Raw genomic sequence first — 14,073 nt, 5'->3', positions numbered from 1 at the left:
GCTCCTCGAAGACGATCCGCCAGCCCCCGATGCCCATGGCCACTGTGAGGTCGGTGTCCTCGGCGAGCGTGTCGTCGCTGACGCCGCCCACGTCGAGCAGGGCGGTGCGGCGGAACGCGCCGACGGCGCCGGGCACGGTGGTGATGCAGCCGAAGACGTCCTGCATGCGGCGGTCGAGGTTGAACCCGATCACGTACTCGATGTGCTGCCAGCGGGTGACGAGGCTGGTCCGGTTGGCGACCTTGGCGTTGCCCGCGACCGCGCCGACGGTCGGGTCGGCGAAGGGCTGGGCCAGCAGCCGGACGGTGTCGCGTTCGAAGATCGTGTCGCCGTCGAGCATCACGACGATCTCGTGCGACGCGGCGCGGATGCCGGCGTTCAACGCCGCCGGCTTCCCGGCGTTGACCTGCCGGATGAGCCGGACGCCGGGGATGTCGAGGGCGTCGACGATGTCGGCGGTGCCGTCGGTGGAGCCGTCGTCGACGACGATGATCTCCACGGGGTGGTCGCTGGCCGCGACGGCGCGGACGGTCGCGGCGATGCACTCCTTCTCGTTGTAGGCCGGGATGATCACCGACACCGGCTCGGAGACCGGCTCGGTCCGGGACGCGGCGCGGCGCGCCCGCCGCGAACGACGGGCGTGCACGACGGCGACCGCGAGGACCAGGACGAGCCGGACGATGACGAGCAGCCCCAGCACGAGCAGGGCCAGTTCCATCGCCCGGACGATCCACGTCGCGACGGTGACCCCGGTGACGAGGCCGAGCCCGAGGTTGCGGTCGCTCGTCGAGGCGACCTGGTCGGCAGGCGGGAGGCCGACGCCCTTGCTGACGGTGGTGAAGGTGTAGCCCTGGGCCTTGAGGTCCGGGATGAGGCGATCGAGAGCGGCGACGGTCTCGGAGCGGTCGCCGCCGGCGTCGTGCATCAGGATGGCGCCGCCCGCGCCGTTCGCCGGCGTCGCCGCGGCGACGATCGGGTCGACGCCCTTGCGTTCCCAGTCGCGGCTGTCGATGTCGGTGAACGCCGTCACGAAGCCGCGGTCGCCGAGCTCCCGGACGACGTCGAACTGGCTGTTGTCCAAGGCGGTGACCTCGGACGAGTACGGCGGCCGCACGAGGTAGCTCACCCGGTTCGTGGCGCCCGCGATGACGAGCTGGGTCTGGCTCAGCTCCCGGCCGAGGCGGTCCGTCGAGACGGTCGTCAGGTCGGGGTGGGTGAAGGTGTGGATGCCGATCTCGGAGCCGGAGTCGACGATCTCGCGCAGCAGGTCGGGGTGCTGCGCGCCGAGCGAGCCGAGCACGAAGAACGTGCCCGGCACGTCGTACCGGCGCAGGACGTCGAGGATCTGCGGGGTCCACTGCGGGTCGGGGCCGTCGTCGAAGGTGAGGGCGACGGTCTTCGACGGGTAGCCGAGGCTGCGCAGCCTGCCGGCGGTGGCGTCGACGACCGAGCCGCCCTGCACGACCGAGAGCGGCACGCGTTCCTCGGGGCCGTGCGGGGCCTGCCGCTCGGCGTCGGTGCCGACCTTCGGGTTGACCAGGCCGTTCAGCGCGAGGACCGAGGCGACCATCGCCATCGCGACGACGAGGAAGACCCATTTCGGCCGGGGCACGCGGCCGCGGCCGAGGAGCCTGCCGGACCGGGTCACACGGCACCGTCCGCGGCGACCGTCGTGGTGGGTGCCGGTTCGGTCGTCGGCGGCTCACTGGGCGGCGGGGGCGGGGGCGGATCGCTCGTGACGGGCGGTGGAGGTGGCTGCGTGGCCGGCGGCGGGTCGACCGGATCGGACGGCGGTGGCGGCGGTGGTGGCGGTGGCGGTGTATCGGTGTGACCGGACCCGGTCCCGGGATCGGCGGGCGCCGGGTCGGCACCGCCCTCGGTGTTCGGGGGCGGCGGCGTCGTACCGGGCGGGGGCGCCGGCGGTGCGGGCGTCACCGGCGCGGCGACGGGCGGGACCGCCGGTGCCGCGACCGGCGCGGCCGGTGCGACCGGTGCGATCAGCGGTGCGAGCACCGCCGCCGGCGCGGTCGGGGCCAGGGCGCCCGCTGACGCCACGGGCGCGATCGCGCGCGCCAGCGCCGCACCGAGCGGGACCGGTGGCCGGGTCGCGGGCCGTGCCGCACCCGGTCCGACGACCTCCTGCTCGGAGAGGATTCCGGCGGATTCGGGATCACCCGCCGCGACCGAACCGGACCCCGGCAGCGCGAACAGGGTGGTCTCCTGGTGGGCGGCGAGACTGACGCCGACCACGGCCATGTATGCGGCACACGCCGACGCGGCCACGTAGGCGACCCGCTTGACCCGCTTGCTGCGCCTGCCGGTTCCGTCGACGAAAACCGGGCCGCTGCCGTGCTCTGCTCGGCCCGGTTCGGGGATGGGTTCCCTGTCGCCGCTCATGTCACGTTCCGTTCGTTCCAGGCCGTCGGGACGGCGGTGACGTCCCGAGGGCTGCGGGGCGGAGGCGGCGGCGCCCGCGACGTGCCGTAGCGCCATCCTGCCTCCAAACAGCGTAAGCACTGCCCTTATGGGCGAATTAGGCGGAAGTGCCCGATAGACCGTGGCGCCGGGCACGCGTATCGCACGGACTCCCCCTGAACCCACGCTTCTTGCGGGTCCGTCGACGAGTTCGGCGGCGAGGCCGTCGGCGTTACAGCAGCTAGAAGCGATCTTCATTGCCCGACGTCAAGACTGAGAACGTTCTCAGGTTCGTGGGGCAGGCGGGCCGGTGGCGAGTGCCGCAGCCGCACGTCAGCGCGACCACGTTACTACGATGTGTCATCGACTAATCATGACTACCCTGAACAGAGCAATGGGTCGTGCGCGCGCGTTGCGGTCGGTGGGAGTGGCCAGTGGCTTGTCCGTCGTGCGTCGGCGAACGGTCCGGACGGGAGCCTTCGGCGGCCTGACCGGCGACGGGATGGCATCCTGCGCAGGGTGAACCGTCGGTCCGGCCGATCCGTGTACGTGGGGCAGAGGTGCGGCCGGCAGGTCTGCGAGGACCCCGACGAACGGTGCAGTAGGCGATGAGCTCGACGCAGGACAGCGCGCGGCCGCGGTGGCGGTCGTGGCTCGGCAGGGCGGCGGTGATCGTCGTCGCCGGGCTGGTCGCCGCCGGGTGCTCGGCGGGCGGGCAGGACGGCGGGTCGGCGGCGGCGACGACGCCTCCCGCCCCGACCCCCAGCCGTGCCTACGCCGCCGCTCAGGTGCAGGCGACCGTCACCTTCTACTCGGCCGCCGACAACGACCCGCCGGGCAGCACCGACATCGCCCATCCGTCGGACCGGCACCGCACGGCGGGTGGCTCCGGCACCTTCGAGGACCCGATCACGATGGCCACCGACGTCCGCGAGATCCCCGTCGGCGGCGTCGTGTACTCGCCCACCCTGCGGCGCTACTTCGTCATGGAGGACGACTGCGCGCCGTGCGTCCAGGAGTGGGGTGCGTCGAAGAAGGCGCACGTCGCCTTCTGGGTCGGTGGCGGCACGGACTCGCGGGTCGCTGCGTGCGAGGACTCGCTGACCTCGGCGCGCCCGGTGACGATCGAGTACGACCCGCCGCCGGGGTTGCCCGTCGACACCCGGCCGCTGTACTCCGACGGGAAGTGTTGGCCGGCGACCTCGCCGAGGGGATGACCGCCGACCCGGCGGTTCGCGGTCCCGCACCGGCGGGACGGGTACCGCAGGTGTGCCGCGCTCAGCGGCCGAACCAGCCGGGGGAGTCCAGGCCGATCGCGACGTCCGGGGCGAGCGTGCGCAGCGCCGCCTCGAAGGCGGGCATCGCGTCGCCGACCTGCTCGGCGCGCCGGGCACGGAGCCGCTCGAAGATCTCCGCCGAGAGGGCCAGCAGCTCGTGGCCGCGCGGCGTCACCGTCACGATCTTGCGCCGGGCGTCGGCCGGGTCGGCGTCGCGGCGGACGTAGCCGCGCTCCTCCAGCGCGTCGATCGTCTTTCCGGCCGCCTGCTTGCTGACGCCGAGCCGCTCGCCGAGCTCGACGGCCGTGGCCCCCGTGGGCCCGACGGCCTGCAGGGCGAAGCCGTGCAACGGGCGTGCCTCGGCATGGCCGCGCCCGGCCAGCTCGGCGTGCAGGTCGTCGACGAGGCCGCGGAAGGCGGCGAGCAGGCGAAGTGCGAGCTCGGCGCCGCTCATCGGGACGTGGGCGCGCCGCATCGGACTGGACGACATCGACAACCTCGTTTACGGTATGGACAACGTAGTTGTCGATTATAGGAGGTCCCGATGTCCGTCGCGCGCAGTGCCGAGGTCCGCAGTGCCGCCGTCCGCGGTGCCGTCGTACGGGATGGAGAGGCGCGCCGTACCGAGACGCCCAACGCCGTCATGACCACCTTCGCCTCCCCGACGCTCGGCGGTGCGGCCCAGGCGTTGTGGCAGGTCGAGATGGCGCCCGGCGCGTCCGGACCGGTGCACGTCATGGACGCGGAGCAGATCTGGCGGGCGGTCGCAGGCGGGGCGACGGTGCACCTCGGGGGCGTGGACGAGGGCGAGGACGTCCCGCTGGCGCCGGGCGACACGGTCGTGCTGCCCGCGGGCCTCGTGCGCCGGATCGAGGCCGATCCGGACGCGGGGTTCACCGCCGTCGTCACGGGGGCCGGCGGTGCGCGCGCCTGCGTCCCCGGCGGCGAGCCGGTCGTCCCCGGCTGGATCTCATGATCCGGCACGCGGTGCGTGACATGCTGTGACGATGTCCGCTGTCGCCGAGGAGGGAACCCGCCGCGCGGGTCGCCGGCCCGTCACGTCGCGATTCGAGATCGAGCACATCGCGCTCGACCTCTTCGCCGAGCGTGGGTTCGACGCCACGACCGTCGACGACATCGCCCAGGCCGCCGGCATCGGCCGCCGGACCTTCTTCCGCTACTACGCCTCGAAGAACGACGTGCCCTGGGGCGCGTTCGACGAGCAGCTGACCAGGATGCGCTCGACGTTCGCCGCGCTGCCGCCGGACGTGCCGGTCATGCGGGCGGTGCGCGAGGTCGTCCTCGACTTCAACGACGTCGCTCCCGACGAGCAGCCCTGGCACCGGCAGCGGCTCCGGCTCATCCTGGGCACGCCGACGCTGCAGGCCTACTCGACGTTGCGGTACGCGGCGTGGCGCCAGGTCGTCGCCGACTTCGTGGCCGCGCGGCTCGGCACCACGCCCGACGACCTCGTGCCGTTGACGGTCGGCCACGCGAGCCTCGGGGCCGCGCTCGCCGCCTACGAGACGTGGCTGACCACGGACCACGACCTGCGGTCGCTGCTCGACGAGGCGTTCAGAGCGCTGGAGGCGGGCCTGGTGCCGACCGAGGCGGATGGCTCCTGAGGTTGCGCTCCTGAGGTTGCCTCCCTGACGTGACGCTGCGTGGTCCGTCGTCGCCGATGCGGCGACACGGAGTGACGCCTCGGGGGGACGAGGCGGGGTGGCGACGCAGTGCGCGTCGCCACCCCGAGTGCATTCGGATTGCCGTCGACCCATGTTTCGGTGCGGCGGTGCGTCGGTATTCGTCGGCGTCCGCCGGTGTGGAATTCGCTTTCCTTTCGCCTCCTCGGGCCGGGACGGAATTCGCTCAGCTCCCGGCCGTTCCCGCGGGGACGGCCGGCGCGTCCGTCGGCAGCGCGGGGGCGTCGGTCGGCAGGGCGGGGGCGTCGGTCGGCAGCGGCGGCGCGGCGGGCAGGTCGGTCGGGACCGGCGGCACGGCGGGGACCGCCGGTACGTCGGTCGGGACCGGGGGGACTGCGGGGACGTCGGTCGGCAGCGACGGGACCGGCGGGACGGCCGGGATGTCGGTGGGGACCGGCGGCACCGCCGGGACGTCCGTGGGCAGCGGCGGAGTCGGAACCGCAGGCACCTCGGGTACCGACGGGACCGGAGGCAGCTGGTCGGCGGCGTCCGGGGCCACCGCGGGGACCGCCGGCACCGCCGGGACCGCCGGCACCGCCGGCACCACGGCCGGGACCGGGACGAGCCCGCCCAGCAGGCCGGGTACGAGCCCCTGCACGGTGACGAGGACGCCGTTGAGCAGGGTGCCCAACGGGGTCGCGGGTACGGCGGGGACGACGGGGACGGCGGGGACGGCGGGCAGTTGCTCGGGTTCGGCCGAGGCGACCCCCGTGCCCAACACCACGGCCGAGCAGCCGGCCGCGAGGGCGACGAGCGAGGCTGCCAATCTGCGGGAGCGCACCGATTCCTCCTGACGAGAAGTGCGGGAACGAGTCGTCCGGAATGATGCGTCGACGCTTTACGGCGGACCAGGGTGCGGATCTCCGGCGCCCGGGAAACAGCGCTGCTGATCGTCACGGAATGCAACGCCAACGGATCTGAACCCCTGAACGACGGTCACCTGACAGGGTGGGTCTGCTCGTGCGGGCCCGGGCGCGCCGCGCGACCCGCCGTCCGTCGCGGACCGGATCGGGTGGAGTTCACTCGACGGCGTACGAGTTCGGCGAATTGCTCACGAACGAGGGACATGGTGACGGACCGTCACGAATCCGGCCTCGACGGCCACGAGTGGTGATCACGCCCGTGGGCCGGCGCCGTCGCGACCGGCCCTGGCCACGGCGAACACGCCCATGATCCGGCGCGTCGAGCCGTCGTCGCAGCTCACGCGGCCCGTGATACGGTTCTCGCCGGTTGCAGTCGTGTTTTCCTCGATCGTTGTGAAGCGTCCGTGGAGAGTGACGGTGGGCGCGGTCGACGGTCGAGGGGTCAACCCTCCCGCGTCGGCGACGTCCGCGCAGCCTCCGGCCGGCACGGTGCCGTCCGGATTCGCTTCACGTGTGGGAGAAACGCATGCCGCAGGGCACCGTCAAGTGGTTCAACGCCGAGAAGGGCTTCGGCTTCATCGCCACCGACGACAACGGACCGGACGTCTTCGTCCACTACTCGGCGATCCAGACGGACGGGTTCCGTACCCTCGAGGAGAACCAGCGGGTCGACTTCGAGGCCAGCCAGGGCGCCAAGGGCCCGCAGGCCGACTCGGTCCGCCCCATCTGATCGTCTCGCTCCACCCGATCCCTCGGGATCGCACCACGATGCCGGCGTCCTTCGGGACGTCGGCATCGCCGCGTTCTGGGGGTCTCCGGCCGGTGCCGTGCCCGCGGGCGCGACCCGGGGCCGGCGGGGGTTGCGTCGTCCGGCCGACGAACCGGCGAGCGGAGCGACGACCGGGTCACTCCCGAACGGAGTAGCCGCCGACCCGCCCGTCCCAACCGGTCGACCGTCGGCGACTGGTCGGCCGGCGCCGCTCGCGGAGGCGTCGACCCGCTCGTCTCGAATGTGGGCTCGGTCACCGCGAGCCGGGTTTCGGGTCGTTCCCGATGTCGCATCCTTGCGTTGCACGACATGTCAGGACGGTGCCGCGCAGGTGCCATTCCGGGAGCAGGCAGGAGGACGGACGATGTCTCGGTGGGACAGCTATCGCGCCGTGTACGGCGCGGAGCTGAGGGCAGCCGCCCGCGAGTACGCGGATCACGGATGGCCATTGATTCCCGGGACGGGCTCGGACGTACTGCTGAGCACCGGTGAGGTACTCGACGTCGTCGAGGTGCCCGACGAGCTGGGCCGCCGCGTGTGCGCCACGCTGCGCGCCCGCGGGCTCGTCGTCCCCGTGGCGGCGACCACGATCGGCACCTGGTGGTTCCCGATGACCGCGGGCTTCGGGCTGCCGCCCGAGCTGAGCCTGCACGCCGACGTCGTCCTGCACACCGACGGCATCGGGGTCGTCGCGCCGCCGAGCGAGCGGCCCGACGGATGGGTGCACTGGCGAGTCGCGCCCGGGCTCACCGGCTACTCGGTGCCCGATGCGGCGACAGTGATCGACGCCGTCATCGCCGCGGTGCGGTGGCGGGCCTCGGGAGGCGACGAGCAGCCGGGCGCCCAGCGGCCCGCAGCAGCCGTCGCAAAGGGGGCGCGGTCCCGGTCCTGACCGGGTCGACCGCAGCCGCATCCGGCTCGACGTCCCGCTGCCGCGGTGGTTCTCACCGCGCCGGGACGGCCGGGTGCACCGGTGTGGCGCCCGGGGGAGCATTTCTCCCCCGCCGCGCGGCCACACCTCGACGTGGCCGGGGCCGGCGGAACACCGGCGGCCCCGGCCAGAGCCATGATCGTGTCGCCGCGTCCGTTCCCGGACGACCTCGTGCATCCGCTGAGCGACCCTGCCGCCCCACCCTGGCCCGGGCGGGCACTATGGATCCGTGCAGACCTCGCAGGAGCAGCCCGCGCTGCCCGCGCCGCCGGCGGCCACGGCGACGTCGGTGACGCCGGCCCCCCGCGTGCCGCTGGGTGCGTTCGGGCCCCTCGACGACTCGGTCAAGCGCCGCGACCTGCGGCGGATGAAGCTCGTCGCCACGGGTTTCCTCGTCGGCGCGACGATCGTGTTCCTCGTCGGGCGTTACCTGGAGCTCCACGTGGGTGCCGGCTGGGGCTACATGCGCTCGGCGGGGGAGGCGGGCATGGTCGGCGCGCTCGCCGACTGGTTCGCCGTCACCGCGCTGTTCCGGCGGCCGCTCTCGCTGCCGATCCCGCACACCGCGATCATCCCGACCAAGAAGGACCAGATCGGCAACAGCCTCGGCGACTTCGTCGGCGAGAACTTCCTGTCCGAGGGCGTCGTGCGCGACAAGCTCGAGCGCGTCGGCATCGCCTCCCGGGTCGCGTCGTGGATCTCCCAGCGCGAGCACGCCGACCGGCTCACCGCCGAGCTCGCGACAGCCGCGCGCGGCATCGTCACCGTGTTGCGCGACGAGGACGTCCAGGACGTCATCGAGCAGGTGCTCGTCCGCAAGCTGCTGGAGAAGCCGATCGGGCCGCCGCTGGGCAAGGTGCTCGAGGGCGTGCTGGCCGACGGCGCCCACCACCGTCTCGTCGACCTCGTCTGCGACCGTGCCTACGACTGGGTCACCGCCAACCAGTCGACCGTGCTGCGCATCGTCCACGAGCGGGCACCGGGCTGGACGCCGCGGTTCGTCGACGAGATGTTGGCCGACAAGGTGTTCTCCGAGGTGCAGAACTTCGCCTGGGCGGTCAAGACCGATCCCGAGCACCCCATGCGCAAGGCCGTCGACACGTTCCTCATCGAGTTCGCCGGCGACCTGCAGAACGACGAGGCCACGATCGCCCGCGCCGAGCAGGTCAAGCAGCAGGTCGTCGACCACCCGGACGTGCAGGCGTTCATCGGGCAGGCGTGGGGCACGGTCAAGCGGATGATCCTCGACGCCGCCGACGACCCCTCCAGCGCGCTGCGCACCCGGGTGCGCGACGGCATCCAGGGGTTCGGCCACCGGCTCGCGTCCGACGACGAGCTGCGCGGCAAGATCGACGGCTGGATCGCCGACGCCGCGGGCTACGTCGTCCGGCACTACCGCGGCGAGATCACGACGTTGATCACCGACACCGTCGCCCGCTGGGACGCCGAGGAGACCTCACGCAAGATCGAGCTGCAGGTGGGGCGCGACCTGCAGTTCATCCGGATCAACGGCACCGTCGTCGGTGCGCTGGCCGGGCTGGTCATCTACGCCGTCTCGCAGCTGATCTTCTTCTGACGGCGCGCAGGCCACCGTCGTCCTGCCGGATCCGGCCGAGCGTCGACGTGCGCGCCGGGTCCGGGCGCAACCTCACGGTCGTCCTGCGGGCTCGAGAGGACGCTCGGGTTGCGGCCTCACTTCCGGGCGCAACCTCAGGGTCGCGCGGACGGCGTTCGGGAGCCGTGGGGTTGCGGCCGGGCCGGGCCGGGTCGGCCCGGCTCGGGTCGGGGGGTCGGGCGCGGCGCCCGGCCGGGCACCCTCGGACAAATGGGAGGACTTTGTCGGGGTTCGCCTCTACCCTCCGCCGCATGAGTGTGGCGGCGGTGCGGGTCGAGGGACTGACCAAGGCCTTCGGGGCGACCCGTGCCCTCGACGGGGTGGACCTGGAGATCCCCACCGGGACAGTGCTCGGTCTGCTCGGGCCCAACGGCGCGGGGAAGACCACCACGGTCCGCATCCTCACCACGTTGCTGCGGCCCGATGCCGGGCGCGCGACGGTCGCGGGGTTCGACGTCGTCGAGGAGCCGCAGCAGGTGCGGCGCGCGATCGGGCTGTCGGGCCAGTACGCGGCGGTCGACGAGAACCTCACCGGCGCCGAGAACCTGTACCTGGTCGGCCGGCTCTACGGTCTGTCGCGGTCCGCGGCACGGGCGCGGGCGGCGGAGCTGCTGGCCCGGTTCAAGCTCACCGAGGCGGCGGAACGCCCGTCGAAGACGTACTCGGGCGGTATGCGTCGCCGGCTCGACCTCGCGGGTGCGCTGGTGAGCGCGCCGCAGGTCGTCGTGCTGGACGAGCCGACCACCGGGCTCGACCCGCGCGGGCGGCTCGACACCTGGGCGATGATCTCCGAGCTGGTGTCGGACGGGGCGACGGTCCTGCTCACCACCCAGTATCTCGAGGAGGCCGACCAGCTGGCCGACCGGATCGTCGTCATCGACCGGGGGCGCGCGATCGCCGCGGGCACGGCCGACGAGCTCAAGTCGCAGGTGGGTGGCGAGCGGCTGCACGTCGTCGTCGGCAGGCCGGAGCAGGTGCGGTTCGCCGCGCAGGTGCTCGCCGACGTCGGTACCGCCGAGCCGCTGGTCGACGAGCACGTCCGCAAGGTGTCGGTGCCGGTCAGCGGCGGGACGAAGGCCCTGGTCGAGGCCCTGCGGCGGTTCGACGGCGAGGGCGTCGAGCTGCTCGACGTCGGACTGCAGCGCCCGACGTTGGACGACGTGTTCCTCCAGCTCACGGGCCATCTCGCCGAGGAGGAGCCGGCGGCGCCGCCGCAGAGGGGCAGGCGTCGGCGTCGCGACAAGAAGAACGAGGGGGCGAGCGCGTGACCGCGCTGACGCAGGCGGTGCGCGACAGCTCCGTCATCACCTGGCGCAACTGGGTCGGGATGAAGCGCGTGCCCGACGCGCTGATCGGCCTCACCGTGCAGCCGATCATGTTCGTGGTGCTGTTCGCGCTCGTGTTCGCGGGCAGTCTCGGCGGCGAGCAGTACCGGGAGTTCCTCGTCGCGGGGATCTTCGCGCAGACCGTGGCGTTCAACGTCTTCTTCACGACGATCGGCATGGCCAACGACCTGGGCAAGGGCATCATCGACCGGTTCCGGTCGCTGCCGATGTCGCGGGTCGCGGTCGTGCTCGGGCGAACGGTGTCCGACCTCGGGGTCACGCTGATCACGCTGGTCGTCATGTCGCTGACGGGGCTGATCGTCGGCTGGCGGATCCGGGGGAGCTTCCTCGACGCGCTGGCCGGCTACGGCCTGCTGCTGCTGTTCTCGTTCGCGATGTCGTGGATCGGCGTGCTCGTCGGCCTGATGGCGCGCAACGTCGAGGTCGCGCAGAGCGCGGGACTGATCTGGCTGTTCCCGCTGACCTTCGTGTCCAGTGCGTTCGTCTCGGTCCAGGGCTTCCCGGGGTGGCTGCAGCCGGTCGGGGAGTGGAACCCGGTCAGCGCGGTGGCCCGGGCCAGCCGGGAGCTGTTCGGCAACCCGACCCAGCTGCCCGGGTTCGCGGAGTCGACGGCGTGGCCCGCGCAGCACGCGGCGCTGTACGCGGCGTTGTCGTCGCTGGCGATCGTCGCGATCTTCCTGCCGTTGGCGGCGGCCCGGTACCGGAGGGTCGCGAGTCGCTAGGGCAGGTCGCCTCGCGCCGGAGCCTTCAGGTCAGGGAGCCGAGCGCGAGGCCGAGACCGGCCGCACCGAGACCGGCGAGGACCGAGCCCACGGCGTTGAGGACGGCGAACAGCCGCCCGCCGCCCGCGGTCAGCTGGACGGTCTCGTAGGCGAACGTCGAGTACGTGGTGAGCGCGCCGCAGAACCCGGTGCCGACGAGCGCGATCACCGCGGGACTCGCCGTCGACCCCAGGGTGAGGCCCAGGATGAAGGAGCCGACGGCGTTGACGGCGAAGGTGCCCCACGGGAAGCCGGTGGCGTGGCGTGACTGGACGAGCCGGTCTGTGAGGTAGCGCGCCGGCGCCCCGACGACCGCCCCGGCGACGACGAGCAGCGCCGTGAGTCCCGGGTTCACCGCGCCGTCCTCCGGGCGGCGATGCGCCGCCGGTACACCAGCCGGGTCACCTCGAGGCCGGCCCATGCCGCGATCACCGCGGCGACGAGTGTCAGGCCGAGGTAGCCGAAGGCGGAGCCGATCCGGTGCGCGGCGACGAGGTGCTGGGCGTCGACGGAGTAGGTCGAGAACGTCGTGAAGCCGCCGAGGATGCCGGTCGCGAGGAACGGCCGGGCGAGCGGGTGGGGGTCGGTCAGCTCGGTCACCGCGACGACCACCACCCCGATCAGGAAGCAGCCGAGGACGTTGATCCCGAACGTCGCCCAGGGGAAGCTGCCGGGCGGCGTCGGGATCGCGAGCCCGACGGCCCAGCGGCCGATCGCGCCGATCGCGCCGCCGACGGCGACCGCGCCGAACGCGCGGGCCTGTCCGCGCAGCGGCTCCAGCGGGTTGGCGGGTGGGGCGAAGACCTCTTCCTCGCCGGTTCCCGGCAGCGGTGCGGTCACGGTTCCTCCCCGTCCTGTCCGGGCCGTCCCGGCATTACCCGGCGGACCCTATCCGCGGCCTCGGAGCGGTGACACATGCCACGTGACCTGCGCAAGCAGTCTGCTTGCAAGAGCTAGCACTCGCGGGTACCGTCGGAGACACGGACGGGGGGTGGACACCGATGACCAAGGCCGACAAATCCGCCGAGAAGGTGGAGAAGGCCGTCGAACAGGTCGGCCAGGCTGTGGGGCAGGCCGTCGACGACATCGGGTCCTACATCCGCTCGCAGCGCGAGTCGGCGCAGGTGTCGTTGCGCCAGCTCGCCAAGGTGACCGGCGTCAGCAACCCGTACCTCAGCCAGGTCGAACGCGGGCTGCGCAAGCCGTCGGCGGAGATCCTGCAGCAGATCGCCAAGGGGCTGCGAATCTCCGCGGAGGCGCTGTACGTCAAGGCCGGGATCCTCGACGAACGACCCGCGAGCGCCGTCACCGACGCCGTGCTCGCCGACCCGCTGCTCACGGAGCGCCAGAAGCAGGTGCTCCTCGACATCTACCAGTCCTTCCGACGGGAGAGCGACGTCGCCGTCGCCCCCGCCGCGGACACCGTGACGACCGAAGAACAGGGGAAGTGATCAACATGGCCGTGTCGCTGCCGACCGCTGCGGACGTCCGCAAGGTCCGCGAGCAGGCTGCCAAGAACGCCGCCGAGCGGGCCGAGGCCGCCAAGACGCCGCTGCTCGCCGTGCTGGGTGCGGGTGACCGTGCCGTCGCCGGTGTGACGAGGTTCGCCACCGAGGCGCGCACCCGCGCCGAGAAGCGGGCCGACGTCGTGCAGCAGCGCGTGCTCGACCTGCCCGCCGAGCTCGACGGCCTGCGGGCCCGGCTCACCGGCGACGAGCTGCGCAAGGCCGTGGAGGCCGTGCGTGAGCAGGTCGCCGCCTACTACGCCGAGCTCGCCGGTCGCGGTGAGGTCACCTGGGGTCGCATCCGCAAGCAGCCTCAGGTGGAGCAGGCCCTGAGCGCGCTCGGGGAGTACGGCGAGAAGCTCGACGCGCGTGTCGACGAGCTCGTCGACGACGCCCACGACGCCGCCGAGAAGGCCCTCGCCACCGTGACCCGCCAGACCCGGGCCACCGGTGAGAAGGTCGCCAGGACCACCGACGAGGTCGTGGAGTCCGCGGCCGAGACGGTCGCCGACACCACTGCCGACGCCGGCAAGGCCGTCGCCGACGCGGGCGAGGGTCTGGCCGAGACCGTCGAGGAGGTCGGTGCCGAGGCCGCGCACGCCACCCGCACCGCCGCTCGACGCACGGCCAACCGGACCACCCCGAAGCCGGCGGCCGCGAAGGCCGTCGCGAAGCCCGCGCCGAAGACGGTGGCCAAGAGCACGCCGAAGCCCGCCGTGAAGCCGGCGACCCCTCGCGACACGACCTCCTGATCCGGGCTCGACCTCCGGACGCGCGATCCGACGACGCCCCCGCCGCCACGGCTGCGGGGGCGTCGTCGTGCCGTCGTGCGGGTCGGCCCCGGGCTCGGTCGGGCGGCGAACGGGGCGGGAGTGTCACGAATCGCCC

16 protein-coding genes are annotated in these 14,073 nt (G+C 73.0%); 10 read left to right on the top strand and 6 right to left on the bottom strand.

The window, feature by feature from the left end; translation table 11 throughout:
- Together PSD17_RS29425 and PSD17_RS29420 are read right to left on the bottom strand one after the other, a co-directional pair.
- The coding region (locus tag PSD17_RS29425; RefSeq protein ID WP_339125668.1) for a polysaccharide deacetylase family protein at nucleotides 1–1,648 on the bottom strand (1,648 nt) is incomplete at its 3' end.
- A complete protein-coding gene (locus PSD17_RS29420) occupies nucleotides 1,645–2,397 on the bottom strand; it encodes a hypothetical protein (RefSeq protein WP_339125666.1) in 753 nt (250 codons plus the stop codon). The genes PSD17_RS29425 and PSD17_RS29420, both read right to left, overlap by 4 nt.
- Nucleotides 2,398–3,023: 626 nt before the next feature.
- On the opposite strand from PSD17_RS29420, the gene PSD17_RS29415 reads away from it, so the two are divergent.
- On the top strand, nucleotides 3,024–3,632 hold the full coding sequence (locus PSD17_RS29415; RefSeq protein ID WP_013672781.1) for a hypothetical protein: 609 nt from the start codon (nucleotides 3,024–3,026) through the stop codon (nucleotides 3,630–3,632).
- Between the two features lie 61 nt (nucleotides 3,633–3,693).
- On the opposite strand, the gene PSD17_RS29410 is transcribed toward PSD17_RS29415, so the two are convergent.
- Nucleotides 3,694–4,182: a MarR family winged helix-turn-helix transcriptional regulator gene (locus PSD17_RS29410; RefSeq protein WP_339125664.1), complete on the bottom strand. Its 489-nt coding sequence runs from the start codon at nucleotides 4,180–4,182 to the stop codon at nucleotides 3,694–3,696.
- A gap of 54 nt (nucleotides 4,183–4,236) precedes the next feature.
- Between PSD17_RS29410 and PSD17_RS29405 the strand changes: the two genes are divergently transcribed.
- Together PSD17_RS29405 and mftR are read left to right on the top strand one after the other, a co-directional pair.
- The gene (locus tag PSD17_RS29405) at nucleotides 4,237–4,668 is read left to right on the top strand and encodes a cupin domain-containing protein (RefSeq protein WP_339125662.1); all 432 of its coding nucleotides are present in this window, start codon (nucleotides 4,237–4,239) and stop codon (nucleotides 4,666–4,668) included.
- A 31-nt stretch (nucleotides 4,669–4,699) separates the two neighbouring features.
- Nucleotides 4,700–5,317 (top strand): mycofactocin system transcriptional regulator, encoded by a 618-nt coding sequence (gene mftR, locus PSD17_RS29400; RefSeq protein WP_013672784.1) that lies wholly within the window; start codon nucleotides 4,700–4,702, stop codon nucleotides 5,315–5,317.
- 244 nt (nucleotides 5,318–5,561) lie between these two features.
- Here mftR and PSD17_RS29395 read toward each other — a convergent pair whose 3' ends face one another.
- Entirely contained in the window at nucleotides 5,562–6,176 is a 615-nt protein-coding gene (locus PSD17_RS29395) for a hypothetical protein (RefSeq protein ID WP_339125660.1), read from the bottom strand.
- A gap of 608 nt (nucleotides 6,177–6,784) precedes the next feature.
- Here PSD17_RS29395 and PSD17_RS29390 point away from each other — a divergent pair.
- The 5 genes from PSD17_RS29390 (at nucleotide 6,785) to PSD17_RS29370 (ending at nucleotide 11,641) form a co-directional block, all read left to right on the top strand.
- Nucleotides 6,785–6,988: a cold-shock protein gene (locus tag PSD17_RS29390; RefSeq protein ID WP_013672786.1), complete on the top strand. Its 204-nt coding sequence runs from the start codon at nucleotides 6,785–6,787 to the stop codon at nucleotides 6,986–6,988.
- Nucleotides 6,989–7,391: 403 nt separating this feature from the next.
- On the top strand, nucleotides 7,392–7,919 hold the full coding sequence (locus PSD17_RS29385) for a bifunctional DNA primase/polymerase (RefSeq protein ID WP_013672787.1): 528 nt from the start codon (nucleotides 7,392–7,394) through the stop codon (nucleotides 7,917–7,919).
- 268 nt (nucleotides 7,920–8,187) lie between these two features.
- Complete coding sequence (locus PSD17_RS29380) at nucleotides 8,188–9,534, top strand: DUF445 domain-containing protein (RefSeq protein ID WP_103383640.1); 1,347 nt, start codon at nucleotides 8,188–8,190, stop codon at nucleotides 9,532–9,534.
- Nucleotides 9,535–9,824: 290 nt separating this feature from the next.
- On the top strand, nucleotides 9,825–10,841 hold the full coding sequence (locus PSD17_RS29375) for a daunorubicin resistance protein DrrA family ABC transporter ATP-binding protein (RefSeq protein ID WP_013672789.1): 1,017 nt from the start codon (nucleotides 9,825–9,827) through the stop codon (nucleotides 10,839–10,841).
- On the top strand, nucleotides 10,838–11,641 hold the full coding sequence (locus PSD17_RS29370; protein WP_103383641.1) for an ABC transporter permease: 804 nt from the start codon (nucleotides 10,838–10,840) through the stop codon (nucleotides 11,639–11,641). Before PSD17_RS29375 ends, PSD17_RS29370 begins: the two co-directional genes overlap by 4 nt.
- A gap of 25 nt (nucleotides 11,642–11,666) precedes the next feature.
- Here PSD17_RS29370 and PSD17_RS29365 read toward each other — a convergent pair whose 3' ends face one another.
- Entirely contained in the window at nucleotides 11,667–12,035 is a 369-nt protein-coding gene (locus PSD17_RS29365; protein ID WP_013672791.1) for a fluoride efflux transporter FluC, read from the bottom strand.
- Nucleotides 12,032–12,520, bottom strand: a complete 489-nt coding sequence (gene crcB, locus PSD17_RS29360) for a fluoride efflux transporter CrcB (RefSeq protein ID WP_013672792.1) — start codon at nucleotides 12,518–12,520, stop codon at nucleotides 12,032–12,034. The genes PSD17_RS29365 and crcB overlap by 4 nt, the downstream gene beginning before the upstream one ends.
- Nucleotides 12,521–12,681: 161 nt before the next feature.
- Here crcB and PSD17_RS29355 point away from each other — a divergent pair, with 161 nt between their 5' ends.
- Complete coding sequence (locus PSD17_RS29355) at nucleotides 12,682–13,131, top strand: helix-turn-helix domain-containing protein (RefSeq protein ID WP_013672793.1); 450 nt, start codon at nucleotides 12,682–12,684, stop codon at nucleotides 13,129–13,131.
- A 5-nt stretch (nucleotides 13,132–13,136) separates the two neighbouring features.
- Entirely contained in the window at nucleotides 13,137–13,937 is an 801-nt protein-coding gene (locus PSD17_RS29350) for a hypothetical protein (protein ID WP_013672794.1), read from the top strand.
- The last annotated feature ends 136 nt before the right edge of the window (nucleotides 13,938–14,073 follow it).

Origin of the sequence: Pseudonocardia sp. D17 (genome assembly GCF_036984265.1) — a bacterium.
GTDB classification, from domain to species: Bacteria; Actinomycetota; Actinomycetes; order Mycobacteriales; family Pseudonocardiaceae; genus Pseudonocardia; species Pseudonocardia benzenivorans.
Note: the sequence above shows the minus strand (reverse complement) of the source record. Positions and strands in the feature narration are given on the sequence as shown.